General features: G+C 58.3%; 19 protein-coding genes. 7 read left to right on the top strand and 12 right to left on the bottom strand.

The features are described 5' to 3' along the window. Window positions 1–79: 79 nt before the first annotated feature. The 5 genes from dcd to CGLAMM_RS04740 all read right to left on the bottom strand — a co-directional run bounded on the left by dcd (window position 80) and on the right by CGLAMM_RS04740 (window position 5,088). Window positions 80–631 (bottom strand): dCTP deaminase, encoded by a 552-nt coding sequence (gene dcd / locus CGLAMM_RS04760; RefSeq protein ID WP_394818899.1) that lies wholly within the window; start codon window positions 629–631, stop codon window positions 80–82. Window positions 632–799: 168 nt separating this feature from the next. Continuing rightward, window positions 800–1,015, bottom strand: a complete 216-nt coding sequence (locus CGLAMM_RS04755) for a hypothetical protein (protein WP_394818898.1) — start codon at window positions 1,013–1,015, stop codon at window positions 800–802. Window positions 1,016–1,020: 5 nt separating this feature from the next. Continuing rightward, window positions 1,021–2,262 (bottom strand): glycosyltransferase family 4 protein, encoded by a 1,242-nt coding sequence (locus tag CGLAMM_RS04750; protein WP_394818897.1) that lies wholly within the window; start codon window positions 2,260–2,262, stop codon window positions 1,021–1,023. 315 nt (window positions 2,263–2,577) lie between these two features. Continuing rightward, complete coding sequence (locus tag CGLAMM_RS04745) at window positions 2,578–3,660, bottom strand: hypothetical protein (protein WP_418115438.1); 1,083 nt, start codon at window positions 3,658–3,660, stop codon at window positions 2,578–2,580. A 582-nt stretch (window positions 3,661–4,242) separates the two neighbouring features. Further along, on the bottom strand, window positions 4,243–5,088 hold the full coding sequence (locus CGLAMM_RS04740) for a Rossmann-fold NAD(P)-binding domain-containing protein (RefSeq protein ID WP_394818896.1): 846 nt from the start codon (window positions 5,086–5,088) through the stop codon (window positions 4,243–4,245). Window positions 5,089–5,291: 203 nt separating this feature from the next. Between CGLAMM_RS04740 and CGLAMM_RS04735 the strand changes: the two genes are divergently transcribed. The 3 genes from CGLAMM_RS04735 (at window position 5,292) to infC (ending at window position 8,883) form a co-directional block, all read left to right on the top strand. Next, window positions 5,292–6,209, top strand: coding sequence for a glycosyltransferase family 9 protein (locus tag CGLAMM_RS04735; protein ID WP_394818895.1), 918 nt, complete (start codon window positions 5,292–5,294; stop codon window positions 6,207–6,209). 62 nt (window positions 6,210–6,271) lie between these two features. Next, window positions 6,272–8,209 (top strand): threonine--tRNA ligase, encoded by a 1,938-nt coding sequence (gene thrS, locus CGLAMM_RS04730; RefSeq protein WP_394818894.1) that lies wholly within the window; start codon window positions 6,272–6,274, stop codon window positions 8,207–8,209. 152 nt (window positions 8,210–8,361) lie between these two features. Beyond that, a complete protein-coding gene (gene infC / locus CGLAMM_RS04725) occupies window positions 8,362–8,883 on the top strand; it encodes a translation initiation factor IF-3 (RefSeq protein ID WP_319806703.1) in 522 nt (173 codons plus the stop codon). 56 nt (window positions 8,884–8,939) lie between these two features. Here the strand turns inward: infC and CGLAMM_RS04720 are convergent, their stop codons facing one another. The 5 genes from CGLAMM_RS04720 to hrpB form a co-directional block, all read right to left on the bottom strand. Continuing rightward, window positions 8,940–9,623, bottom strand: coding sequence for an SIMPL domain-containing protein (locus CGLAMM_RS04720; RefSeq protein ID WP_394818893.1), 684 nt, complete (start codon window positions 9,621–9,623; stop codon window positions 8,940–8,942). An 88-nt stretch (window positions 9,624–9,711) separates the two neighbouring features. After that, the gene (locus CGLAMM_RS04715) at window positions 9,712–11,106 is read right to left on the bottom strand and encodes a sensor histidine kinase (protein ID WP_394818892.1); all 1,395 of its coding nucleotides are present in this window, start codon (window positions 11,104–11,106) and stop codon (window positions 9,712–9,714) included. A gap of 29 nt (window positions 11,107–11,135) precedes the next feature. Continuing rightward, a complete protein-coding gene (locus CGLAMM_RS04710) occupies window positions 11,136–11,816 on the bottom strand; it encodes a response regulator transcription factor (RefSeq protein WP_394818891.1) in 681 nt (226 codons plus the stop codon). A 99-nt stretch (window positions 11,817–11,915) separates the two neighbouring features. Then, entirely contained in the window at window positions 11,916–13,088 is a 1,173-nt protein-coding gene (locus CGLAMM_RS04705) for a S1C family serine protease (RefSeq protein ID WP_394818890.1), read from the bottom strand. Window positions 13,089–13,233: 145 nt separating this feature from the next. Beyond that, entirely contained in the window at window positions 13,234–15,756 is a 2,523-nt protein-coding gene (hrpB, locus tag CGLAMM_RS04700) for an ATP-dependent helicase HrpB (protein WP_394818889.1), read from the bottom strand. Between the two features lie 42 nt (window positions 15,757–15,798). Here hrpB and CGLAMM_RS04695 point away from each other — a divergent pair, with 42 nt between their 5' ends. Further along, window positions 15,799–17,949, top strand: a complete 2,151-nt coding sequence (locus tag CGLAMM_RS04695) for a protein-disulfide reductase DsbD family protein (protein WP_394818888.1) — start codon at window positions 15,799–15,801, stop codon at window positions 17,947–17,949. A gap of 12 nt (window positions 17,950–17,961) precedes the next feature. Here CGLAMM_RS04695 and CGLAMM_RS04690 read toward each other — a convergent pair whose 3' ends face one another. Further along, window positions 17,962–18,573, bottom strand: a complete 612-nt coding sequence (locus tag CGLAMM_RS04690) for a fumarylacetoacetate hydrolase family protein (RefSeq protein ID WP_394818887.1) — start codon at window positions 18,571–18,573, stop codon at window positions 17,962–17,964. Between the two features lie 74 nt (window positions 18,574–18,647). Continuing rightward, window positions 18,648–21,584, bottom strand: a complete 2,937-nt coding sequence (gene uvrA, locus CGLAMM_RS04685; protein WP_418115437.1) for an excinuclease ABC subunit UvrA — start codon at window positions 21,582–21,584, stop codon at window positions 18,648–18,650. Window positions 21,585–21,754: 170 nt separating this feature from the next. On the opposite strand from uvrA, the gene ssb reads away from it, so the two are divergent. The 3 genes from ssb to coaD all read left to right on the top strand — a co-directional run bounded on the left by ssb (window position 21,755) and on the right by coaD (window position 25,709). Further along, on the top strand, window positions 21,755–22,258 hold the full coding sequence (gene ssb / locus CGLAMM_RS04680; RefSeq protein WP_394818886.1) for a single-stranded DNA-binding protein: 504 nt from the start codon (window positions 21,755–21,757) through the stop codon (window positions 22,256–22,258). Between the two features lie 132 nt (window positions 22,259–22,390). Then, the gene (gene gyrA, locus CGLAMM_RS04675; protein ID WP_418115471.1) at window positions 22,391–25,228 is read left to right on the top strand and encodes a DNA gyrase subunit A; all 2,838 of its coding nucleotides are present in this window, start codon (window positions 22,391–22,393) and stop codon (window positions 25,226–25,228) included. After that, window positions 25,221–25,709 (top strand): pantetheine-phosphate adenylyltransferase, encoded by a 489-nt coding sequence (coaD, locus tag CGLAMM_RS04670; protein WP_418115436.1) that lies wholly within the window; start codon window positions 25,221–25,223, stop codon window positions 25,707–25,709. Before gyrA ends, coaD begins: the two co-directional genes overlap by 8 nt. Window positions 25,710–25,742: the final 33 nt, after the last annotated feature.

Raw genomic sequence — 25,742 nt, 5'->3', positions numbered from 1 at the left:
ATCACTTTCTGACGACCCGTCCTTGCGTTAAACCGGTCATTTCTGACGTGAGTATGACAGACCCAAAGATATTCCGGCCCTATAATTTTGGGGTTGTAACGCCTTTTTGCCCCATATATTTGCCAGCGCGATCCGCATAACTCGTTTCACAGGGCGATGCACCCTGGAAAAACAGGAACTGGCATATCCCCTCATTCGCATAGATGCGCGCGGGCAGTTTGGTGGTGTTGCTGATTTCAATTGTCACCTGCCCCTCCCATTCCGGCTCAAGCGGTGTGACATTGACGATAATGCCGCACCGCGCGTAGGTCGATTTGCCAAGGCAGACGACGAGCACGTCGCGCGGAATGCGGAAATGCTCAACTGTATGGGCAAGGGCGAAACTGTTGGGCGGGATGGTGATGTTGCCGCGTCGCGTGACGAAACTATTTTCCGTAAAGTTTTTCGGGTCGACCACGGCGTTATCAACATCCGTGAAAATCTTGAAATCCTCGCCGACACGCGCATCATAACCGTAAGATGACAGGCCGTAGGAAATCACCCCATCACGCTTTTGCGCCTCAACGAAAGGCGAAATCATGCCTTTCGTATTCGCCATTTCCCGAATCCAGCTATCAGGCATGATGGACATTGGGGCGATCCTTTCCAGAGGCAGACAGGGCCGGGCCCTCCATGCAGGGGTAAATGAAAACGTAAAATCATGATGGCCTATTTCGACCCGCGTCGCAATTCTTACGCTGTGACGACGCCTCGACTGTTCAAATCAAGGGGAACTGGCAAGAGCGGGCGGACACGAAATTCACGACTCCGCCCGATGCGGGTCTCGCATTGACGCGGGGCGGGGCACGTCGCCGCCCTCCTCATCCTCAGGCGCTTTGGTGGCGCGGGCCCTTACTTGTTGCTTGCGTTTGTGGAGGTTGGCGCGCAGGGCCGCGGCCTCTCGCGCAAGGCGGGCCTCACGGTCAGAAGAAGCTTTCTGTGACAGGTTAGGCGATGATTTTACCGGTCGGGTCATGGCGTCTAGGTCGCGGCAAGAGATGAAAGCGGCGCGGACGGTGCGCGGCGGGGCGGCCAGGTTTCTTCGGGCGTCATCAGAGACTGAAGCAACATGGGCGCGAGCTCGGTATGAAGCAGCTCATCATAAACCGCAAGCGTCTGCGACTGCATGAGAGTCATTGTGTAATGCTGCATCACGTTCTGCCGCGCCGTCGTCCGAATATAAGCGCGACTATCCGCATCAATTTCAAGAAGGACATCGATCGCCTGTGCAAGGGCGATTTTATCATTCGGCGGGATAACAAGCCCCGTCTGCTCATCCAGCACGGTTTCCATCGCGCCGCCCTGACCTGAGACAATAACCGGACAGCCCATGGCCTGCGCTTCCACAATGACGCGTCCAAAGGGTTCTGGCCGGAGAGACGGCACGACCACCACATCCGCCATGGCGTAAACGGCGGGCATATCGTCCTGCGTGCCGACGAACCGGATGTCCTCCTGAAGCCCGTGCGCATGGATACGGCTCTCAAGTTCCTTGACAAAAGGGCTGGTGGGTTCAGCAGGCCCGACAAAAACGCATTTCCATGGCAGGGCGGTCTTCAGCTTGGCGAGCGCTTCCACCAGCAGGAGCTGACCTTTCCACCGCGTGAGCCGACCCGGCATCAGGATGATTTTTGCGTCCGGTGGCAGATCGAACCGGATCGCGAGGTTCTGCACGCGCTGTCCGAGGAACTGATCCGGATCAAATCGCGCCACATCCACGCCGCGATAAATCGTCCGCAATTTGTCATCACCAATTTTGAATTCCTGCCGCATACGTCTTGCAATGTAATCACTAATGGCAATGACGCGGTCACCACGGGTCAGGACGGCGTTATAACGCTTCTTCCCCGGGAAACCGGCCTTGTGGACACCGTGCCAGGTGGTGACGAAGGGGATTTTGCATTTTCTCGCAGCGCCAAGCGCGGCCCAGCTCGGCGCGCGGGAGCGGGAATGGATGAGGTCCACCCCCTCCCTCCGTATGAGGGCTGTCAGGGCACGCCGGTTGCGCCAGATCGCAAGGGGAGATTTGCGGCTGAGCGGCAGGGTGACATGCGTGATGTTGAGGCGCTGCAATCGCGGGACGAGTCGCCCGCCTTCACTCGCGACGATCGGCCGCGCCCCGGCTTTCTGGATGGCGATGGCCATTTCGATCGCCCCACGTTCAACGCCGCCCGTATCGAGGGCAGGCAGAACCTGAAGGATGGTCGGCTGAACGGTCGTCATGATGACGAGGTTAAACCGCGAATGGATGAGGATCGCAAGATAGAGATGTGACAGGCTTCATGCGGGACGGTTGGCTCATTTGACTCTGACCTTGGCTAAGAGATTTCATGCGCGTTACCTGAAGAGACGGCGCGCATTGTCAGGATATCACCGCACCTGCCCGCCCGGAACTTGCAATGTCCATCAATTATTCTGTCATCTCCAGTTTTCTTTTTGACGTGTAGCGTTTCAAAGGGTTCCGCATTCAGGACAGGACGATGGCGCATCCTGCGTTGTCATCGCCTCTGCCCATCACTCTTCCGGGGCGCGTCCTCCCTAATTTGCCGGGATCGTGATAATCGCGCCCGTGCCATGGGAGGTGGCTGCCAACGCCGCGAGGATCTGGACGATCGTGAAGCTGAGCTTGCTTCGGAAATCATTTTCCTCAATCCAGAAATGCCGCCCACGATATTTCACGTCGTCATAAACATCCTCAGGCAGTTTCTCACCGGAGTGGATAACCACGTCAGGCCGCGTCTCAATGCCGACCGGGTTGATCGTTTCCAATGTCCGGCCCTTCTCGACATCGCTCTGAGGCACGTCCATCTCATAGGCAATCTGGGACAGGATCGCGAACATGGAGCGCGTGAGGATCGCAATCTGACCCGGATGTTTTGGATAGGGGCCGTAAACAATTTCGGCCTCTTCCGCGTTCGGGGCGAGATGCAGCAGGCGGCGCACTTCATTCTGGATCGTGATCAGATGAGGGTCGGACGTGCCGGTGAGAACAAGAAAAGCATGTTCGATCCGCTGTTTATCGCCTTTCGGCGGCGTCTGCGCGCCGACGGCGGTTTGATCTTTCTGCCCCTTCCCATCATCCGCCGCGATGCGGATCGTCATCGCGCCCGCAATCTGAAGCTGCCGCAGATCATGCAACAACAGATAGAACCGCACGGACCCCCCGCCGGTCGGCCCCGCACCCAGGGCGCGGATATTGGAGAGCCCATCGATTGACTGTGCCGTCAGGCGCAGCAACGTATCCACGGGAAGCCCGCCCAGACTAAGCGGCATGATCACGACAGGGGAGATCGGCCGAATGATGTTTTCAGCATATTGCTGCCCGGTGATCGGCTGATAGGTGAAGGTTGGGTTCTCCTGCAGGAAACCTGAGCCTGTCCCGAACAGATAACTGCCGACGGAAGAGGGATAGGCATGAAATCCGCCCGACAACGAGCGATTCATTTGATAGCCGGAGATGACCTGCGTCGTTTCGAGGAAGGTTGGCGGGTCGGCATATCGCAGACGCACGATATTCAGTAACATCGCGTGTTTTTCAGCTTCACCGAGGGCGCGCGCATAATTAAGATGATCGCGATTGAGAAAGCGCGGGCCGAATGAGACGCAAGCTGTGAGGCTCATTGAGAGCGCACAGCACGTGCCGAGGCGCGCTGCGATTATGAAATATTTTCTTGAAATCGCGGACACGCTTCCGAATTTCTGCCGGGGCAGAAATCGTTGGCGAATGCTTGTCCGGTTCATGCTGCTCAAAATCAGAGTCAATTTATCATCCCGACTTGCAGAAGCTGAACGCGTCGCCAACGCGTAAAATACCTGTCTTGAAACCCCTCAATCTCTCACTTCGGCGTAAATTGTCGCATTTATTGCAAAATCCTGTCAATCTTGCGTTGGACCTCTCCGGATTTTTTAACCTTGCGCAAGGCGCTGCCCTCTTGAAGGTGGGCGGGGCGCCACTCCAGTGTGATTTCCCGACGAAATCGGCACGGTGATCATAGGGTGCGCGGGTGAGGAAGTGCGTGCTCCCGACAGAGTACTAGGGACGCATCGCGTCAGGCTTATTTCCATGCACGGGGCGTGAGGAGAGGCGGAGACGCCCTGATAAGGTCGATAAGACCATCATCCAGCATGTAAGCGCCGAAACGGCGTTATCTTCGGAGCGCGGAGGTCGGGAAATAAACAGGGTCCAGCACGTCAGGTCGGCCTTCAGGCGTCGCGCCTGTGCGCCCATATATCCGCGAGACCCTCGCGATAACTGGGGAATTTCCACGCTCGATTGATCAACCGGCACGTCAATTCGCTTCTGACAATGCGCCGCTCTGACCAGAAGCTTCGCGCCATCGGGTTCATCTCCCGAAGGGCCTGGTCAAGTGGTGTTGGTGTGGGGAGGGGCCATTGTGCGATGCGCGCGGCCTCCTCAATGACGACATGTTGCGGTGATGGCGTGGTGTCCACGAAATTAAGCACCCTCTCGCCTGAAGCTGTCTCCATCGCCGCCATGGTGCCACCGGCAATATCATCTCGATGGATGCGGCTGAAAGCGTGGTCCGGCGCGATGACGAGGCGCGGATGGTCAGAAAGGAGCATTTCAAAGGGCGAGCGTCCGGGGCCGTAAATGCCGCCGATCCGGATGCGGTCAAAAGCGATGTTTTTTGTCGAAGCGATGCGCGCCCAACCATTTTCGGCAACGACCCGCGCCTGTGCCCGCGGCTGGGTGGGGTTGACCGGGGTCGTTTCATCGACGGCGCCGCCCTGGCGATCACCATAAACGCCGGTGGTGGAGTAGTAGCCAATCCATGAGAGCTTCGCGGCCGCGCCGATTACTTTCTCATAATCTCTGATCACCGGGTCAACGCCATTTTCCGGCGGCGCGCTGATCAGCAGATGCGTGGCGTTTTTAATGGCTTCCGCTGCGTCCGCATAGGCGATGACGTTGGGCTGACCATCCGGGACGCGCTTTGTACCCGTCACATCCCAGGACTGCGCAACCGCCTGCGCCGCGACGCGGGAGGCTGAGTAGCCTATGCCGATAATGACAAGATGCCGCCGCATGATGATCACCCTTTAACCGCAAAATCGTGACGTAGGCACCGCCACACGATGGAAAACCCTGACCTTGCCTTTGTCCCCGCATCGAAGCAAGCGGACGTTTACCGCAAGCGGCGCGCGCCTATCTGTAGCGATGACGCTGCACAACTGAAGGCAACTCGCGCAGAATGATAGGCGAGATCGCTCCAAATTTGTATAATCCTGCCATGAACCGTATCCTCATCATCAAACTCGGTGCGCTGGGCGATTTTATACAGGCCTTCCCCTGCTTCCAGGCCATTCGCACAGCCTTCCTGAAAGCGGAGATTTCGCTGCTCACCACTGCGCCCTTTGCGTCATTGGGGCAGGCGGCACCCTGGTTTGACAATGTCATGATCGATGCAAGACCGCGTTGGACCGATTTGCGCGGCCTCGCCCATCTGCGCACGCAACTTCGGGGTTTTGACCTCGTGATCGATTTGCAGACCTCCGGGCGCAGCACACGCTATCATGCGCTTGCGGGTTCGCCACGCTGGTCAGGGTTGGTGCGGGATGATCCTTTTTTCCATGCCAATCCATGGCGTGATGAGATGCATACTTTGGCCCGTCAGGCAGATCAGCTTCGTTATGCCGGTATCCCAGCCTGCGACTCGGCTGATATTTCCTGGCTCACGTCGACGCCTTTACAGGCGCGAGCTGCCAGCCCCTACATAATCATTGTGCCCGGCGCGGCGCGTCACAGGCCCGAGAAACGCTGGCCCATCGAAAAATACGCCGCTTTGGCGTGTGCCTTGAAGCAACAGGGTCTGCAGATTCTCATCATCGGCACGGCGACGGAGAAGCCTTTGGCGCGGGAAATTCTGCGTCATTGCCCCGCCGCCCGCGATATGACCGGTGAAACCCGTCTGACTGAGCTTGCAACTCTGATGAAGGGTGCCCGCCACGTTGTCGGCAATGATACGGGCCCGATGCACCTCGCCGCGATGGCCGGAACGCCGGCGACGGTGTTATTCTCGTCTGACAGTAATCCCGCTCTGACAGCGCCTGTCGGACGACGCTTCGGGCAGGTGACTGTGCTGCGCGCGGCGGATATTTCCGCCATTCCGGTCGAAACTATTCTGGCAAGCTGCGGCAAAACTCTCTAAGACAACCGGGATTTCCGCCTGACTCATGGCCCTTGCGCGTCACTTAAGGGAGCTCGCTTAACATGCCTTCGATTACTCTGCCTGATGGTTCCTCAAAGGAGTTTGATGGAGCTGTGACCGGCACGACGCTCGCTGCCGCGATCGGGCCAGGGCTGGAGCGGGCAGCCCTGTTTATGGTTGTGAACGGGCAGGATATGGATATGAGCGCGCCCATCACCGATGATGCGGACGTGCGTTTCGTGACGCGTAAGGATGATGCCGCGCTTGAATTGATCCGGCACGATGCAGCGCACGTCATGGCGCAGGCTGTGCAGGATCTCTACCCCGGCACGCAGGTGACAATCGGGCCCGCCGTTAAAGACGGATTCTATTATGATTTCTTCCGTGACAAACCCTTCACGCCGGAAGATTTCGAAGCCATTGAAAAGCGAATGCGCGAGATCGTCGCGGCCAACCTGCCGTTCGAGAGGGAAGTCTGGCCGCGTGAAAAGGCCATCGCTTTCTTTGAGGAAAAAGGCGAGGCATTTAAAGCGGAACTGATCCGTGACCTGCCGGAAGACGTGCCCATTTCCATCTATCGTCAGGGTGACTGGCTGGATCTTTGCCGCGGGCCCCATTTGCGCACGACCGGAGATGTCGGGACGGCTTTCAAGCTGATGAAAGTCGCGGGCGCTTACTGGCGCGGGGACCATCGCAACCCGATGCTGACCCGCATCTACGCCACCGCCTGGCGCAATCAGAAGGAACTGGATGCGCACCTCCTTCAGATTGAGGAGGCGGAAAAACGCGACCATCGGCGTATCGGGCGGGAGATGGATCTCTTCCACATCCAGGAGGAGGCTGTCGGCCAGATCTTCTGGCATATAAAAGGGTGGCGGCTTTATAATGTCCTTCAGGATTATATGCGCCGCATCCAGACGGCACACGGCTATGGCGAGGTGCGCACGCCGCAGCTTGTCGATCGCAGCCTCTGGGAGGCGTCAGGCCATTGGGATAAATATCGTGAGCATATGTTTATCGCGACGGTTGAGGATGAAGATAAAACCCTCGCTCTAAAGCCGATGAACTGCCCGTGCCACGTCCAGATTTTCCGCCATGGCATCCGATCCTACCGTGAACTGCCCCTTCGCATGGCGGAGTTCGGCGCGTGCCATCGTTACGAACCCTCCGGCGCTCTACATGGCATTATGCGCGTCCGCGGGTTTACGCAGGATGATGCGCATATTTTCTGCACGGAGGCGCAGATCGCGGCGGAGACGGCGCGCTTCATGTCCATGTTGTCCGAAGTTTATCGGGATCTGGGCTTCAGCGATTTTCGCGTCAAACTTTCGGACCGTCCTGAAGCCAGGGCGGGCGATGACGCGATTTGGGACCGATCAGAAGGCGCGCTGAAGGAAGCCTGCGCGCTCGCCGGAGTCGCATATGACCTCAACCCCGGCGAAGGCGCTTTTTACGGACCGAAACTGGAGTTCGTCCTGACAGATGCGATCGGGCGTGACTGGCAATGCGGCACGCTTCAGGTCGATTTCATCCTGCCGGAGCGCCTTGATGCCTCCTATATCGGCGAGGATGGGGCCCGCCATCGTCCCGTTATGTTGCATCGCGCGATTTTGGGTAGTTTCGAGCGATTTATCGGCATTTTGATCGAGCAATATGCGGGTAAATTCCCGCTCTGGCTCGCGCCGGTGCAGGTGGCGGTCGCCAGCATCGTATCGGATGCTGAGCCCTACGCCCAGAATGTTGCAGAGGCGCTGCGGAAGGCCGGTCTGCAGGTCGAACTTGATATTCGTAACGTCAAGATCAACGCGAAAGTGCGAGATCACTCCGTGGCGCGTGTCCCTGTCATTCTAGTGGTGGGCCGCCGTGAGGCGGAGCAGGGCCAGGTGGCAATCAGGCGGCTTGGCGCGACGGAACAGCAGACCCTGCCCCTCGCCGAAGCCGTTGCTTTGCTGGCTGACGAGGCGCGTCCGCCCGATTTAAGACATAATGCCACTTTATGACGGGGCTTGCGTTTTCCCCCGGCGTTAATTATCCCAAAGGCGCAGGACTCGCAGAAATTCCCGGGTAGATGCGGGTTTTAATAGTTTTTATCGGTAAACACAGTTTATTCTGTCGTAAACTTTTACAGGAGAGAGCCATATCTAGACCCCCTATGCCAAGTGCACCCACGCGCGACGGACCGCGCGTTAATGAGGAAATCCGCGTCCCTCAGGTGCGTTTGATCGATCTTGATGGTGAAATGGTTGGCGTGTTGCCAACGCGCGAGGCTTTAGGACGCGCCTATGCGGCAGGGTTGGACCTGCTGGAGATCAGCCCGACAGCTGACCCGCCAGTTGTCAAAATCCTCGATTACGGCAAGTTCAAATATGAGCAGCAGAAAAAGCGTAACGAGGCGCGCAAAAAGCAGAAAGTCATTGAGATCAAAGAGGTCAAGGTGCGACCGAGCACGAATGAAAATGATTATCAGGTCAAGCTTCGTGCCATGCAGTCTTTCCTGAAGGAAGGCGATAAGGTCAAGGTCTCTCTCCGCTTTAAGGGGCGTGAAATGGCGCATCAGGAGCTCGGCTTTAAAATGCTTGAGCGTATCCGGAGTGAGATGGAAGATAAGGCGAAGGTCGAGCAAATGCCCAAGCTTGAAAATCGTCAGATGATTATGGTTCTCGCACCGCGTTAAGCCAGCACCCTGACGACATTTCAAGGCGGCCCTCCCCGGTGGAGGGCCGTTTTTTTTCAGGGCGTCAGATAGATCTCCGCCGTGACCTGCACGGTGACTTCCTGCGCGTCATCGTCGCTGCGCTGCGGCATATTGGGTGCCGTCATGCGCATCATGGACACGCCGACATAAGGTGGCGTGAAGCGGCCACCGATATTGATGGTGTGAAAAGGGCCGACATGCATGCCGACCGTCTCGGCAATATGTTGAGCATCACTTTTGATGATGTTCAGCGCCTGGCTCTGCGCTTCCTGCTCCAGTCTGTGGCGTGTCGCCGGGTCGAGGGACCAGTTCAGGGCATCGAGCGGGAGGCCGTCATGCTGCAATTCACCGGTCAGGGTCAGAAGCGCCTCGCTATGTGACTCCTGTCCTGTCAGCACCAGCTTCTGGCGTGCGCCCCACTCCTTGTGCCCATCTTTCTTCTCTTGCTGCCAGGTGTCGTAATCCTGGAAGCTAAATGAGACATTCGCCGCGTTTTTGGCGAGTTTACTCACCCGCGCGGTGCGATCATTCAGTAAAGACTGCGCTTCGGCAGGCGATGCGCCCGTATCCTGCATTGCGAAAATCGCCGTCATGATGGTCGGCTTTGCCCGTGCATGGCCCGTGGCGGAGAGTGTCAGCATTGTTTTCTCCGGAGCGGCCTGGACGGTGAGCGGCGTTGCCAAAGCAGCCAGGGCACAGAAGCGTCTGAAAAACAACATGATGGATTTCCTTCAGGTCAGTCCGGCGCGCGTCGGATGTCGCGCCAGTGTCGTCGCCGGCCGCACCTTGCGGCGACATAGTTATCAGTCAGCTTCCGGCGTTGCCGGCTATTTGGCAAGGGAGGCGCAGCATGATTTTCAAACCCTTTTCCCGCGATGTCATCTCAAGCTCACCTTCATGAAGTTGCGCGACAGCATGGACCAGCGTAAGGCCGAGCCCCGTGCCCGGCGTATGCCGCGCCGCCTCTGCCCGATAGAAACGCTCAGCGGCGCGTTTCAAATCTTCCGGTGTCATGCCGACGCCCTGATCTTCAACGTAGATCACGAGGGCCTCTCCCTGAAATTCCGCACCGAGGGTGATCGTCGTGTCATTGGGGGAGAATTTTACGGCGTTATCCAGCAGATTGGCCACTGCCTGTTGGATGAGGAGCGCATCGCCGTAAAATGGAAGGGTCGCGGGGAGGGTCTCCAGCAGCGCGATCTGACGCGCTTCCGCCGAGGGGCGATACAGGTCCGCGATATCCTCCAGCAAAGGGCGCAAATCACGATTAGTGAAAGCCGATCTCTGCGCGCCCGACTCAATCTGGGCAATCCTGAGAAGCGCCTCAAACACAGCCGAGACGCCGTCAAGCTCCTTCACGGCAATTTCAACCGCCACTCTCAATGTTTCAACCGACGGCGCGTAATGGACGGCGTCTTCAAGCGTGTTGCGCGCGCGCGTAATCGGCGTGCGCAGATCATGCGCGATGGCGTTGGAGACCTGGCGAATGCCTTCCATCAGGCGGGTGATGCGGTCGAGCATCGTGTTGATGGTGCGGGAGACGCCGTCAATTTCATTCCCGCTTAAAGGCAGGCGCTGGGTGAGATCACCTCGCGCAATCGCAACCGTTGTTTCAGCAATGGTGTTGATGATGTTCCTGAACAGGCGCCGCACCACCAGAGCCCCGCCCACGGCAAGGGCGATCGACATCAGGGAGGCCCATAATAACCCCTCCGTCAGGACGCTGCGCAAAAGGGTGGTGCTGCGTATGTCCCGACCCACGAGAAGCCGCGACCCATCCGGAAAAGCGCGCCACGTCATTTCAATCGTGCGTGGATCGCAGGTTTCACTGCCCGTCAGCGTGTAAAACATATTGGGCTGCACCGCTTTTTCCGGCCAGCACGTGATATTGCCTTCAAGGCGATTTCGGTCACGATTGACGAGCAGGTAAACATTTTCCCGGTTCAAATCCTCAGCGATACGTTCTCGCAATTTGTCGCGAAGATTCTGTAAACCGCCTTTGAGCCACGCGCTGCGCAATTCGGCAGCGTCGGTGGAAATCGCGGCGATGTGGGATTTCTGCATGGATTCAATGGCGTGAAACCAGACGAAACTGAGAAAGATTGCGCCGGAGAGGATGAAGATGAGGGCGTAAGCGAGGGCAAAAGTCACGCCGGCAGAGCGGAGAAGGCGTGTCTTCCTCAGCGATATGAATAATTTCATCCGCCCCGTCATCCTTCGCGCTTATAACGTTATTCGCTTCTTAACACGTAACCCGCATTGCGCACGGTATGGATCAGGCTGGTTGCGAAAGGCTTATCAAGTTTCTGTCGCAGGCGTGACACATGCACATCAATCACATTTGTCTGCGGGTCAAAGTGATAATCCCACACACGTTCCAGCAACATGGTGCGGGTCACGATCTGCCCGACATGCCGCATGAGAAATTCCAGAAGGCGGAACTCCCGCGGTTGAAGATCAATCTTCTGGTCACCGCGCCGCACGCTTCGGCTGAGGAGGTCCATTTCAAGATCGCCGACAGAGAGGCGTGTCTGAATATTATCCTGCGCATAAGAACGTCGGATAAGGGCTTCAGCGCGGGCCATCAGTTCGGAGAAAGCGAAAGGCTTGGCCATATAGTCATCACTGCCGGCATTGAGCCCGACAACACGCTCATCCACCTCTGTCAGGGCAGAGAGGATCAGGACCGGGGTCGTGACATTCCGGGCGCGGATCTGCTCCAGCAATTGCACGCCATCGACGCCGCCCGGAAGCATACGGTCGAGAATGATCAGGTCGAACCCTGGCTTAAGGGCGAGTTCCAACCCGGTTTGCCCGTCCGCAGCGTCTGTCACGGTATGATCATGGTCGCGCATACCGCGGACGATAAAATCTCTGACTTTCAAATCATCTTCAACGAGAAGAATATGCATCTCTCTATCCCTTGCCCGGACGGGGCCTGGCAGTCCCTAACTCCCCGGATCACCTCCCACTTTATGCCCGTTACGGCTGTGATTCATCAAAAAATTTAGTCATTGATCCGTATCGGGAGGGCGTGGACCGGTCAGAACATCAAGATCGAGATGCTGACCACGACGCAATAATTGCAGATGCAGTATGGTGCCGGGCTTATTCGCCGCGACCAGCCGCAGGAAACTGCGCGCGCTCTCCATCTTCTCTCCATTGACGGAGAGGATGACGTCGCGCTTCCGCAATCCGCCTTTACCCGCCGGGCCGCGACGCACAAGGCTGACGATATCCAGCTGCCCATCCCCATCATCAATTGTGACGCCCAGCCAGCCATGCTCAACATGCCCGTCACGCAGGATCTCCGCCACAATCGGGCGGACAAGGTTGGATGGAATGCCGAACCCGATCCCGACTGAACCGCCCGCGGGTGAGACCATCGCGGCATTGACCGCAACCACCTCACCTTTGAGATTGAAAGAGGGCCCGCCGGAATTGCCCGGGTTGATCGGGGCGTCAATCTGGAAAAAATCATCCAATGAGCCCGCGCCGAGGTCACGCCCCCGCGCGGAGACAATGCCCGCCGTGAAGGAGGAGCCGAACCCGAAAGGATTGCCCGCGACGAGTATCCAGTCCCCGACATCCACTTTCTGGCTGTCGCCCCAGGTGACATAAGGGAGAGGCTTGTCGGAATTAACCTTGATGACCGCAATATCCGTCATCGGGTCCGCGCCGATCAGGCGGGCAGGGCGCTCCCTCCCATCTGAGAATGAGACGGTCACATCATCCGCATCGCCCACAACGTGGTCATTCGTGACGATGACGCCGGAAGCATCAATGACGAAGCCGGACCCGGCTCCGAGGATTTCCTCCTGCTTGGCACGAAGTTTCTCCCTGTAACGCTTCTCAAGCGGCGTCCCCCGAATTTGCGGGGGGATTTTCGTCAAACCGCTCTCACTATCCTGCGTGATGGCGATATTCACGACAGCCGGAAGTACTTTTTTGATGATGGGTGAGAAGGAAAGGGGGCCCATGCGCACGAGGGGGGCCTCCTGAAGTCTCTTCTCTGTCGGGCCCTGCATCGAGAGGACGCCGTGCCCCCCTTTTGGCGCAACGCCCGGCACGATACGGGGCGCTGTCGGCTTTGTCGGGGGGCGGGAGTGGAGCGCCCATCCCAACGCGACACCGACAGCACCACAGATGAGCAGAGAAAAAACCGCTAAAGAACGTTTTGTCACTGCTTTTTCGCTCTCACTTGCCATTTCATCCTGACAGAATAGCGCATGTTAAGCGGAAAAGAAGCATATTTGTCACGGACGGTGTTGTACTGAGTCCCGGCTCTGGACAGTGTCATGCGCTATAATGACCCGTTACGTCCGGTTTTTACTTGTTATTCCGTCGCGTTACCGTCTTGAGCGCGGGGTCGGAGGGGTCTTCCGGCCAATCATGTTTCGGGTAGCGTCCCCGCATGTCCCGTCTCATCTCCGCCCAACCTGTCTTCCAGAAACGGGCGAGGTCCGCTGTGATGGCCTGCACACGCCCTGCGGGGGAAAGCAGGGCAAATTGTAGCTTGATCGACCCCGCAGCAATGCGAGGTGTCTCCGCGCATCCATAAAATAAGGACGCCCGTGCCGAGATTGTCGGGTTCGGGGCCGTGTAATCAATCTCCACCATCCCCCGTGGAAGGCGTAGGCGTTGTGGCAGATTTGCATCGAGCCAATTTTGCTGCTCCCAACTCAGGCGGGTTTTCAGAATGTTGATGAGGTCGAGCGCTGCAAGATGGGTGCGGGATCGGCAATCGGTGATCCACGGCGAGAGCCAGTCTTCCAATGTTTCCGATAGATGCGCATCATCCATTCGTGGCAGATCGGACCGCAACTGGCGACCGAGCCTGACCCGCGCCTGAAATTGATCGCACGCGTCCGTCCAGTTCAACGCGCTGCGCATATGGTGGCGCACATCGTCCAGCAGCAAGGCTGCGAGATCCGCGCCCGAAACATCCACGTCTCTTTCCGAGAGCAGTAATCGACCCAGGCGGCGCTTCTCCCGGCTGATGACGCGACCCGTTACAGGATCAAGCGCCGTCTCTCGCGTCACTTTGATGGTGCCGGCAATGGCAGAGGGCAGATTTTCAATCGCAATCGGTGCTGCGAGAGCGATCCGGGCCGCGCGCATCTGTTGAAGGCGCGGCACGACCAGAAATTTATGTTTTGCCAACGGGTCCGTCGCCGGAAGATGCGCGCTGCCCCCGCCCGCCAGCCGATACCGCCCGGTTCCATCCATATCCATAGCTAGACGGTCGGGGAAACCGGCGGCGAGCAGGGGGCCAACATAATCGAGATCAATTTCCGTTCTGGTGCTGACGCGCGCGGCGGCGCGATATCGCGCCGCGACATTTCTGATCCGCCGGAGAATATGGCGGTCGCCTCCCTGTGTCGGACCACCATGAAGCGCATCAAGGCGCCAGGCAACGTCAGAGGATGCGACCTCCAATTTCCTGCCTCCTTCGGCGGAAGGGCGGCGCAGCGGGTCTCTCTCCTCTAGCAGAGCGCCGAGATCACTGGCCGTGGCGCGGGCGGCAGGGGTTTCCGCGCTGGCAAGCATGGCGGCGAGGCGGGGATGCGCCCCGTAGCGTGCCATGGATCGCCCGAAATCCGTCAGGCCGGACGCCTCCATTGCGCCGAGAGCTTCCAAAAGGCGGGTGGCGGCTTCAACACCGCCCTGAGGAAGTGCCTGCAAAAGGAATGCGGTGGCGTCATCCAATCCTGTCACGTCACGCCAGAGCACGACATGCATCATGAGGGGGCTGAGATCAGCCGTGAGAATTTCCGGCGGGTCAAAAGCGGTCAAACCGCGATGCATCGCTTCTGTCCACAGCCGCACCGCTGTGCCGGGACCCTCCCGCCCCGCGCGCCCGGCCCGCTGCTGCGCCGCTGCACGGGAAATACGCACGGTCTCAAGCCGTGTCAGGCCCGTGGCCGCGTCAAAGCGTGGCGCCCGTCGAAACCCGCCATCAATCACCACGCGCGTATCAGGCAAAGTCAGGGACGTTTCCGCAATGGATGTGGCGAGGACGACCTGCCGCTTCTCCGTCGGGGTGAAAATAAGGTCTTGCGTCTCAATCGGCAGATCACCATGCAAGGCCAGAACCCGCGCGTCGATATTTTCAAGGAGGGATTGCGTCTCCCGAATTTCCCGCATCCCCGGCAGGAAAACAAGGATATTGCCGCCCGGGCTTTCGGACAGCGCCCGCCGCACCTGAAGGGAAGCCGCTTTCGGCAGGTCACCTGGTGACTGTATGTCGCGCGCAACATGTTGAAGGGTCAGCGGAAATTCCCGCCTCCCGCAGGTGATCTGCGCAGCTTGCATCAACTGGCTGAAAGCATCACTCTCAAGCGTGGCGGACATCGCGATGATCCGCAGGGTCTCACGGAGGTTTCGCTGCGCAGAGAGGGCCAGAGCGAGGCCCGTATCAAGCTCTAAACTGCGCTCATGGACTTCATCGAAGATGACGGTGGAAACGCCCTCAAGAAACGGGTCGGTCAGCACACGGCGGAGGAAGAGCCCCTCCGTCATGACTTCAATTTCTGTCTGCGGCGAGATGACGCGTTCAAGGCGCGTCGTAAAGCCGATTTTGCCGCCGACAGCCTCGCCGCAAAGCGCGGCCATTCGTTGCGCGGCCCCGCGTACGGCAACCCGACGCGGCGCAATCAACCAGATTTTTCCTTCCCGCCAGGACGCGTTAAGCAGGCTCAGCGGCACAAGGGAGGTCTTGCCGGAACCGGGCGGTGCCGACACGACGAGATTCAGCTGTCGAACCAGTACCGCGTTAATCTCGGGCAGGACATCCCGGATGGGAAGAGATGCGGTTGCGGTCAGATTGGCGAAATCGGGAAATATGTACATAATATCGACGTTGTTTTACGGTGCTGGGTCCGGAGCGGAAAGATGGTCAAGTCCATAAAAATATTCAAATGCTGGCTTCCGCTTATCGTGCTGGGCCTGATTTTGACAGGTCAATTACAAATCCAGCCTGCGTGTGCGGCGGTCAGTAGGCCCCTCCAATCGGCACACGACACCGCGACGTTGATCACGGATCATGATGCACTTGGCCCGGATCAAACGCTCAACGCCGCCATTCGGCTTCAGCTTCAGCCCGGTTGGCACACTTATTGGAAAAACCCGGGTGATGCGGGCGAAGCGACAACGCTTTCCGTGTCCCTGAGCGGTGATCGTGAGGGCCGGTCGGACCAGATTGCGTGGCCGACCCCATCAAAGATACCTGAGAGTGGCCTCATGGCCTATGGCTATGAGGGCGATGTCGTCCTGCCCGTAACATTGCGCGCGTCGGGCGTCGGCCCGGCGACAGTTCAAGCCCATGCGGAATGGCTGGTCTGCGCCAATACATGTGTCCCGGAGAAAGGTGATTTCACCCTGACATTGCCCGCGGCGACATCGGAGACGCCGGAGGGCCAGGAGGCACCGCTCTTCCATCACGCTGCCGCGCAGATGCCGCGCCCCTCCCCCTTCGAAGCAGGGTTTGACAAGAGTGGCAGACTGATGCTTCGGGGTAAGGGGCTCGATGCCTTACATGTGGCTTCAGCCTGGTTCATGCCGGATCGCCCAGGCGTCATTGACCAACTGGTCGATCAACCCGTCAAGACGTCCGAAGACAGTCTCACCATCCATCTCAAATGGGCGAAGCCCGATGCCCTTCCTGCAAATTTGGGCGGCGTGATTGTCCTAAAGGGACAGGATGGACGGCAACGCGCATTTGCGCTTGAACATCTGCACCTCTCCACCAGTCTGTCGGAAGGTGCGCCCGCCGCTGCTGGTGATGCGACGCCCTGGTTGCGGGCCATGATTTTTGCCTTCATCGCGGGGCTGATCCTCAATCTCATGCCCTGCGTTTTTCCTGTGCTCGCAATGAAGGCCCTCTCTCTCGTTAAGATGGCGGGGGCCGCGCGTCATGCGCAACGTCGATCCGCATTATATTATGCGGTTGGGGTGGTCGGGGCTTTTCTCGCTCTGGCGGCTTTGACGCTTATCCTGCGGGCGGGTGGCACGCAGGTCGGGTGGGGTTTTCAATTTCAATCGCCGCTTTTCGTCATCATGACGATGTGGCTTCTCTTCCTCCTCGCGCTCAATCTTTTCAGCGTGTTTGAGATTACCCCCGGCGCAATTGATGTCGGCGCGATGACGCGTCTCGGCGCTTCCGGTGATATTATCACCGGCGTGCTCGCTGTTATCCTCGCGACACCCTGCACTGCACCCTTTATGGGGACGGCGCTGGCGGTGGCGCTGACAGCGCCCTTTATGATTTCCGTCGTGATTTTTGTCGCGATGGGGGTTGGTCTTGCCTGCCCCTATGTCTCAATCGCTTGTTTCCCCGTTCTGGGGCGGTTTTTGCCACGCCCGGGGCCATGGATGGCCATCCTCAAGCAGTTACTGGCTTTTCCGCTTCTGGCTTCCTGCGTCTGGCTGCTTTGGGTCGCGACCGTGCAGGGGGGCGCTTTTATGACGTTGCTGGCGGCTTCCGGCGTTGTCTCGCTCGGTCTCGCGGCCTGGCTCTACGGGATATCCCAACGACAGAAGATTCGGGGTGCGCGGGGCCGCCGGCGCGCCAACCTGTTCTGCGCCCTCACACTTGTGCTCGCCTCGATCCTGAGCGCTATTTGGATCATTCCATCACAAAATCAGGCTTCAGATGCGCATGACGTCATGGCAAACCAACAATCGGACGATGCGGATTTTGCGCGTCAGAAATGGTCGCCGGAAGTGCTGGCGGAGAAACGCGCGGCGCAAAAGCCGGTCTTTGTCGATATGACAGCTTCCTGGTGCATTACCTGCCTTGTAAATGATCGTGTGGCGCTGTCCACTTCTTCCGTGCGGAAGGCCTTCGCGGCGCGTGGTGTCACGATGCTGGTTGGGGATTGGACAAACAAGGATGACCGCATCACAGCCTATCTGCGTCAATTCGGGCGCGATGGGGTGCCGCTCTATGTTTATTACAAGCCGGGTGGAGAGGGGGTTGTGCTGCCGCAAATTCTGACGCCGGGTATCGTCATCAAAGCCCTCTCGGATGCGCAGCACCCCTGAAACGTGCTGGGTTTAAGCGGCAACCTCGTAACGGTCCATCTCCCGCCCCTCGATAAAGAGGGAGATGTCGTCGCCCTCCGCAAGGGGACCGACGCCGGACGGCGTCCCTGTATAAATCAGGTCACCCGCACGCAGGGCGCAATATTGGCTGATGAGAGAGATCAGGTATGGGATCGCGTAAATCATGTCGAGCAAATGGCCAGTTTGACGGACTTCACCATTGACCGTCATCGCGAAGGAAATATCCTCCGGTAAGTTTGCGCGTTTGATGAAATCTGAGCAGGTGGCCGCGCCTTTAAAGCCCTTCGATAACAGCCAGGGAAACTTCCTCTCCTTAAGTTCCGTCTGCAGGTCACGCGCCGTTAAATCCAACCCGATGGCGATCTCGTCGAAGCAGGAGAGAGCCTTTGCTTCGCTGACTTGATAAGCGTCTTTTTTGAGTCGGATGATCAGCTCCGTCTCATAATGAAGTGACGTCGTGAATGGCGGGATGACAATCCGGCCATCGGTCACAAGGGATGAGCAGGGCTTCATGAAAATGGCGGGTTGATCATAAGGCCTGTTGCCCAATTCTTTGATATGGTCCGCGTAATTCCGCCCGACGCAATAAATTGCAAAACTCATGGGATCCTCTTTTGAGGTGGGAAAGGCGAGGCATTGGGATGTGACGTCACTCACCCTCGACCCATCATGACCGATTATTTTTCGTTGCCCCTGGCGCGTCTGACCCGCTTCGGCTTTGCCGACGGGGCAACTTTGCCCGCGGAAGCCTTTCCCGTCCGTGTCTTGAGAAGTGGCTTCAGGAATTGCCCGGTATAACTCACGGGTGTTGCGGCGATGTCCTCCGGCGTGCCTTCCGCAACAATGTCACCGCCACCTTCTCCGCCTTCCGGGCCGATATCGATGACCCAGTCCGCGGTTTTGATGAGGTCGAGATTATGCTCAATCACAATCACCGTGTTACCCTGCGCGACGAGCCGGTGCAGGACTTCGAGCAGCTTCCGCACATCCTCCGTATGTAGACCCGTTGTGGGTTCATCAAGGATATAGATGGTTTTGCCCGTAGCGCGTTTGGCGAGTTCCTTCGATAATTTGACGCGCTGCGCCTCACCGCCGGAGAGGGTGGTGGCCTGCTGGCCGAGGGCGACATAGCCAAGCCCGACCTCCTGCAGGATGGCGAGGCGGTCCCTGATTCGCGGCACGGCGCTGAAAAAGGGCAGGGCCTCATCGACCGTCATATCCAGCACATCCGCGATGGATTTCCCACGAAATTTCACTTCCAGCGTCTCGCGATTATAGCGTTTGCCCTTACAAACGTCGCATGTGACAAACACATCGGAGAGGAAGTGCATTTCAATTTTGAGGACGCCATCCCCCTGACATGCCTCACAGCGCCCGCCTTTGACGTTGAAGGAAAACCGTCCCGGCTTATATCCCCGCGCCTTCGACTCCGGAAGTTCCGTGAACCAATCGCGGATCGGCGCGAATAGATCCGTATAAGTGGCCGGGTTGGAGCGCGGTGTGCGCCCGATCGGGGACTGGTCGATTTCAATGATTTTATCGAGCTGATCCAACCCTTCAATGTCGCGAAAAGGAAGCGGCATTTCATGCGCGCCGGAAAGGTCGCGCGCCAGAGCTTTATAAAGTGTTTCGATGATGAGGGATGATTTGCCACCCCCCGACACACCCGTCACAGCAATGAAACACCCAAGCGGAAAATGCGCTGAGACATCCTTAAGATTATTGCCGGTCGCGCCCTCGAGGGTGAGCATACGTTTTTTATCGATGGTGCGACGCGCCGGAATGGGAATGCTGCGCCGACCGGAGAGATAGTCCCCCGTGATCGAATGCGGGTTCGCCGCCACCTCCGTCGGCGTGCCCTCCGCCACGACATTGCCGCCGAGGCGGCCCGCGCCGGGGCCCATATCGACAAGCCAGTCCGCCGTGCGGATTGCATCCTCATCATGTTCCACGACGATGACGGTATTGCCGAGGGATTTGAGGCGGGTCAGCGTCTTCAGCAGACGCTCATTATCGCGTTGATGCAGCCCGATCGAGGGTTCATCCAGCACGTAAAGCACCCCGCTCAACCCGGAGCCGATCTGGCTGGCCAGGCGGATACGTTGACTTTCCCCCCCTGAGAGCGTGCCCGACATACGCGACAAAGTGAGGTAATCGAGCCCGACATCCATCAGAAAGTGCAGGCGGCTCGTAATCTCCCGCAAGATACGGCGCGCGATCTCCGCTTTTTGCGGCGTCAATGTGGGCTCGACGGATGAAAACCAGTCGAGCGCGCGATGAATCGTCATCTCCGCCGCATCCGCGATGGTGGCCTTGTTGATTTTGACGCTCAATGCTTCCGGACGTAGCCGGGCGCCTCGGCAGGCTTGGCATGGCGCATCCGATTGATAGCGGGCAATTTCCTCCCGCACCCAGACACTTTCCGACTCATTAAGGCGACGCGTAAGGTTTTTGATGACGCCATCAAAGGGTTTGACCAGGTTATAGTCGCGTCGATCATCCTTGTAGGTGAAGGTGACGTTGTCATCCGTGCCGTAAAGCAGCGCATGGCGGGTCTCTTCTTTCAACCGGGACCAAGGCGTGGTCATCTTCTCACGGAAATGCGCGGCGACGGCCTCCAGTGTCTGCTGATACCAGGGGGCCTTAGCGTCGCGCCACGGTGCAATCGCCCCTTTTAGAAGGGAGCGTGACTCATCCGGCACGATCAGACGCGTGTCAAAATGGCGCTCAATCCCGATCCCTGCGCAGACGGGACATGCGCCCGTGGGGGCGTTGAAGGAGAAGAGGCGCGGCTCAATTTCCTCAATCGTGAAGCCGCTGACCGGGCAGGCGAAACGCGCGGAGAATGTGATGCGCTCCGGCTTTTTGCCCACATCCTCCTTGGGCACGGGCAGGGCGTAGGCAATCCCGTCCGCGAGGGACAGAGCTGTTTCCAGACTATCGGCGAGGCGTGTTTCAATGCCAGGTTTGACGATAATGCGGTCGATGACGACTTCAATCGTGTGGCGTAATTTGCGATTGAGCTGCGGCGCCGCGGCAATCTCGTGAAGGTCACCATTGACCATGACACGGGTAAAGCCCTTGCGCTGAAGTTCGGCCAGTTCCTTCCGATATTCCCCCTTTCGCTCACGGATGACGGGCGCCAGCAGCATGAAGCGCGTGCCCTCCGGCAGCTCCATGATCCGGTCAACCATCTGGCTGACCGTCTGTGCTTCAATCGGCAGACCGGTCACGGGGGAATAGGGCACGCCGACACGCGCCCATAAAAGGCGCATATAATCGTAGATTTCGGTGATGGTGCCGACGGTTGAGCGCGGATTTTTGGACGTGGTCTTCTGCTCGATCGAGATAGCGGGGGACAGGCCTTCAATCGAGTCCACATCCGGTTTGCCCACGAGTTCAAGAAATTGCCGCGCATAGGCTGAGAGGCTTTCAACATAGCGGCGCTGTCCCTCCGCATAAATCGTGTCGAAAGCCAGTGACGATTTGCCCGAGCCTGACAGGCCCGTAATGACCGTCAGGCGGTCGCGCGGAATGTCAATATTGACCGCACGCAAATTATGTACACGGGCCCCGCGAACGCGAATGGCCTGAAGCGGTTTAATGTCAGTCATCGAATGCGGTATTCCACCCGGAGAAGCTCTGTATGAAACATTAAAAACGCCCATTTCCTCAGGAGGATCAATAAATCTCTTATGCCCGCAATGTCGCGGCGGAGACGCGTGACTGTAACGGCGATGTGCGGTAAGCTGCGCCAGAATTTTTCAGACAAGGATCACGGTTCATGGCAGGAAGCGTCAATAAGGTTATTCTCATCGGCAATTTGGGGCGTGATCCGGAAATACGCAACTCTCAATCCGGCACCAAGATCGTCAATCTGACTGTCGCCACCTCTGAGAGTTGGAATGATCGCGCATCCGGTGAGCGGCGTGAGCGTACGGAATGGCATCGGGTCGTGATTTTCAATGAGCGCCTTGCGGATGTTGCGGAGAGATTCCTCCGCAAGGGGCGTAAGGTCTATCTGGAAGGCCAGCTACAGACGCGGAAATGGACGGACCAATCCAATATGGAGCGTTACACGACGGAGATCGTGCTTGACCGCTTCCGGGGGGAGCTTGTCCTGCTCGATGGCCGAAATGACGGGGGCGGCGCCGCGCCATCCTATGACGATAACGAAATTGGCGGTGTGCCGCCGCGCCCGTCTCCTGCGCCCGTCGCGCGCCCTCAGGAGAGTCAGGGCGGGTGGGACAGCCAGTCCGGCAATCTGGATGATGAAATCCCGTTTTAATGCGTCGATGATCATGCTGGCCTCCCCCGGCGGGCCGCATGGACAGAATTTAAAGACACTTTGCGCCTTGGCCGCTAATCAAATGGATCTCACTTGACTGACACGTTGACGCCCCCCGCCCCACTCAATCAGATGCCGGTGACGATTGAGGAGGAGATGCGCACCTCCTACCTCGCTTACGCAATGTCGGTCATTGTTGCGCGCGCCCTGCCGGATGTGCGTGACGGCCTCAAGCCTGTGCACCGCCGTATCCTTTACGGGATGCGTGAGAGTGGCTTCACCGCGGACAAACCCTACCGAAAATCGGCACGCCCGGTCGGCGACGTCATGGGTAAATATCACCCGCATGGTGACAGCTCGATTTACGATGCTATGGTGCGGATGGCGCAGCCCTGGTCCATGCGTGTGCCCCTTATTGACGGGCAGGGCAATTTCGGCTCGATCGATGGCGACAGCCCCGCGGCCATGCGTTACACCGAAGCGCGACTGGCGCGCTCCGCCTCGTTTTTCCTCGATGATATTGATCGTGACACGGTGGATTTCCAGCCGAATTACGATGAGAGTGAGGTGGAGCCCAAGGTCCTCCCGGCGACCTTCCCCAATCTGCTGGTCAATGGTGCATCCGGCATCGCCGTGGGTATGGCGACAAATATCCCGACCCATAATCCCGGCGAGGTGATCGATGCCACGTTGGCCATGGTGGAAGACCCGGAAGTCACGCTGGACACGTTGATGGAGCTGATTCCGGGGCCGGATTTCCCCACAGGGGGGATCATCATGGGGCGGCGCGGCATCCGTCAGGCTTTTGAAACGGGCCGTGGTTCCATCCCCGTCCGCGCCCGCGCGGAAATTGAGGAGATCCGCAAGGACCGCAAAGCCATTGTGGTGTCGGAAATCCCTTATCAGGTTAATAAAGCCAGCTTGCAGGAAAAAATCGCTGATCTCACCCGCGCGAAGGAAATAGAGGGCGTCGCGGACATAAGGGATGAGAGTGATCGTTCCGGGATGCGCATCGTCATTGAACTGAAACGCGATGCAACGCCCGAAGTCGTCCTGAACCAACTTTATCGCTTCACGCAATTACAAACGTCTTTCAGTGTCAATTGCCTCGCGCTCGATGGCGGCAAGCCACGCACGATGGGTTTGATTGACGTTCTGAAAGCTTTCATCTCCTTTCGGGAAGATGTCATCCTTCGCCGGGCGCGGTTTGATCTGAATAAAACGCGTGATCGCGGGCATTTGCTGGTCGGGCTTGTCATTGCCGTGGCCAATATTGATGCTGTCATCGCCCTGATCCGCGCAGCGCCGGATGCGGCGACAGCGCGGGAACGCCTCATGTCGCAATCATGGGATGCTGCCGACGTCGCCGAATTGATCGCGCTGATCCATGATGAAGGCAATGTCGTCCGCGATGGTAAAGTCAACCTGACCGAGGCGCAGGCGCGTGGCATTCTTGATTTGCGACTACAGCGCCTCACCGGTCTGGAAAGTGAAAAGATCCACGCCGAGCTTGCCGATGTCGCTGAAAAAATCGGTGAGTTGCTCGAAATCATCGGCAGTCACATCCGCCGTATGGAAGTCATGCGGGAAGAACTCCACGCCGCGCGCGCTGCGATCGTCTCGCCCCGTATGACGGAGATTTCCGACGCGTTAGGCGACCAGTCTGATGAAAGTCTGGTTGAGCCTGGCCAGATGGTGGTGACCATCACACGGGATGGCTTTATCAAGCGCACGCCGCTGGAGATTTTCCGCGCGCAGAATCGTGGTGGCCGTGGGCGCACGGCGGCGGGCCGACGTGGGGATGATGTCATTATCCGCAGTTTCAATGCGCATACGCATCAGTGGGTCATGTTCTTCTCCTCCGGCGGAAAGGCTTATCGGGAGAAAGTCTGGCGCCTGCCGGAGGCGAGCCCGACGGCGAAAGGGCGTGCGCTCGTCAATCTTCTGCCCGATCTGGGAAGTGACAGCATCACGGCGGTCCTCCCCCTCCCGCAGGAGGAGGAACTCTGGACGGACCTGCACCTCGTTTTCGCGACCGCCAGTGGTGGCGTGCGGCGTAACCGCCTCAGTGATTTCAAGAACATCCGCGCATCGGGCCTGATCGCCATGAAGCTGGATGAAGGTGACTCGCTGATCGGGGTGGCGACCTGTCATGAGGGTCAGGATGTCTTCCTCGCCACGAAAAAAGCGCGTTGCATTCGCTTCCAGATCACTGACGAGATTTTGCGCGTCTTTGCCGGGCGCGGCAGTTCCGGCGTGCGGGGCATCCGCCTGGCACCTGGGGATGAGGTCAACTCCCTTTGTATCCTCGACCATGTGGATGCGTCTGTGGAAGAGCGCGCCATCTATCTACGTATGGCGAATGCGAAACGTCGTCTGGAAGCGCAGGTGGCGGAGGGGCCGGGTGAGGAGGATACCGCGCCCGAAACCGATATCGGCGCGGATGAAGACGACGATATCAGTGTCAGCCCGACGCATGACCTCTCCGCAGAACGATTTGATGAACTTGAAGCGCAGGAGCAGATCCTGTTGACCGTCAGCGATGCCGGTTTCGGGCGGCGTTCCTCCGCTTATGATTATCGTGTGTCCGGACGTGGCGGGCAGGGCATCGCGAATATGACGTTCAACAGCAGCCGACGCGGGCGGGAAGTGGTTGCGACCCTCCCGATATTGCCGGGTATGGATGTCATGCTTGTAACGGATCTCGGCCGCCTCATCCGCCTGCCTGTTAAACAGGTGCGCATTATGGCGCGCCAGGCAGGCGGCGTGACGCTCTTCCGCATCGGGAAGGATGAGCAGGTGATGAGTGTCTTCCCCGTTATGGATGACGGTGATGACGGTCACGACCCTGATGAGGAGGCGGAAGGTGACGCATTGCACCCCGTTGAGGCTGCATCGTCAGCAGAGCCGCCTGAAAATGGCGCGTCCGGCGAGGAAAATCCGGGCAAGGATGATGATGTCAATGGGTAACCGCATCGGATTTTACCCCGGCACGTTTGACCCGATCACGCTCGGGCATCTCGACATTATTCATCGTGCCCTGACCTTTCTGGATAAGGTCATTATTGGTGTGGCGCCCAATTCGGGCAAAAACCCGCTTTTACCGTTGCAGATGCGCCTCGACCTCGCATCTCAGGCCATCGCGGCTGCGGAGATCGATGCGGGGCGTGTGGAGATCGTCACATTTGACGGGCTGCTCGTTGATGCCGTTGCGCGACATGGCGCTGGCACAATCCTGCGGGGATTGCGATCCAACGCGGATTTCGATTATGAAGCGCAACTGGCTGAGGCAAATCGGAAATTGCTGCCGACAGTGGAGACAGTTTTCATCTTATCCGCTCCGGAAACACGCCTGACCGCGTCGCGCATCGTGCGGGAGATTGCGCGGCTCAAGGGGATATCCACCCTTTCGTCCCTAATATTGTGGCGGACGCGGTGGCGGAATTTCTGAAGGCGTAGAGCCGCCAAAGCGGTCACGCCGGTC

Origin of the sequence: Sorlinia euscelidii (assembly GCF_036452135.1) — a bacterium.
Taxonomy (GTDB): Bacteria; Pseudomonadota; Alphaproteobacteria; order Acetobacterales; family Acetobacteraceae; genus Sorlinia; species Sorlinia euscelidii.
The sequence above is the reverse complement of the archived record's forward strand: the minus strand, read 5'-3'. Positions and strand labels throughout refer to the sequence as shown.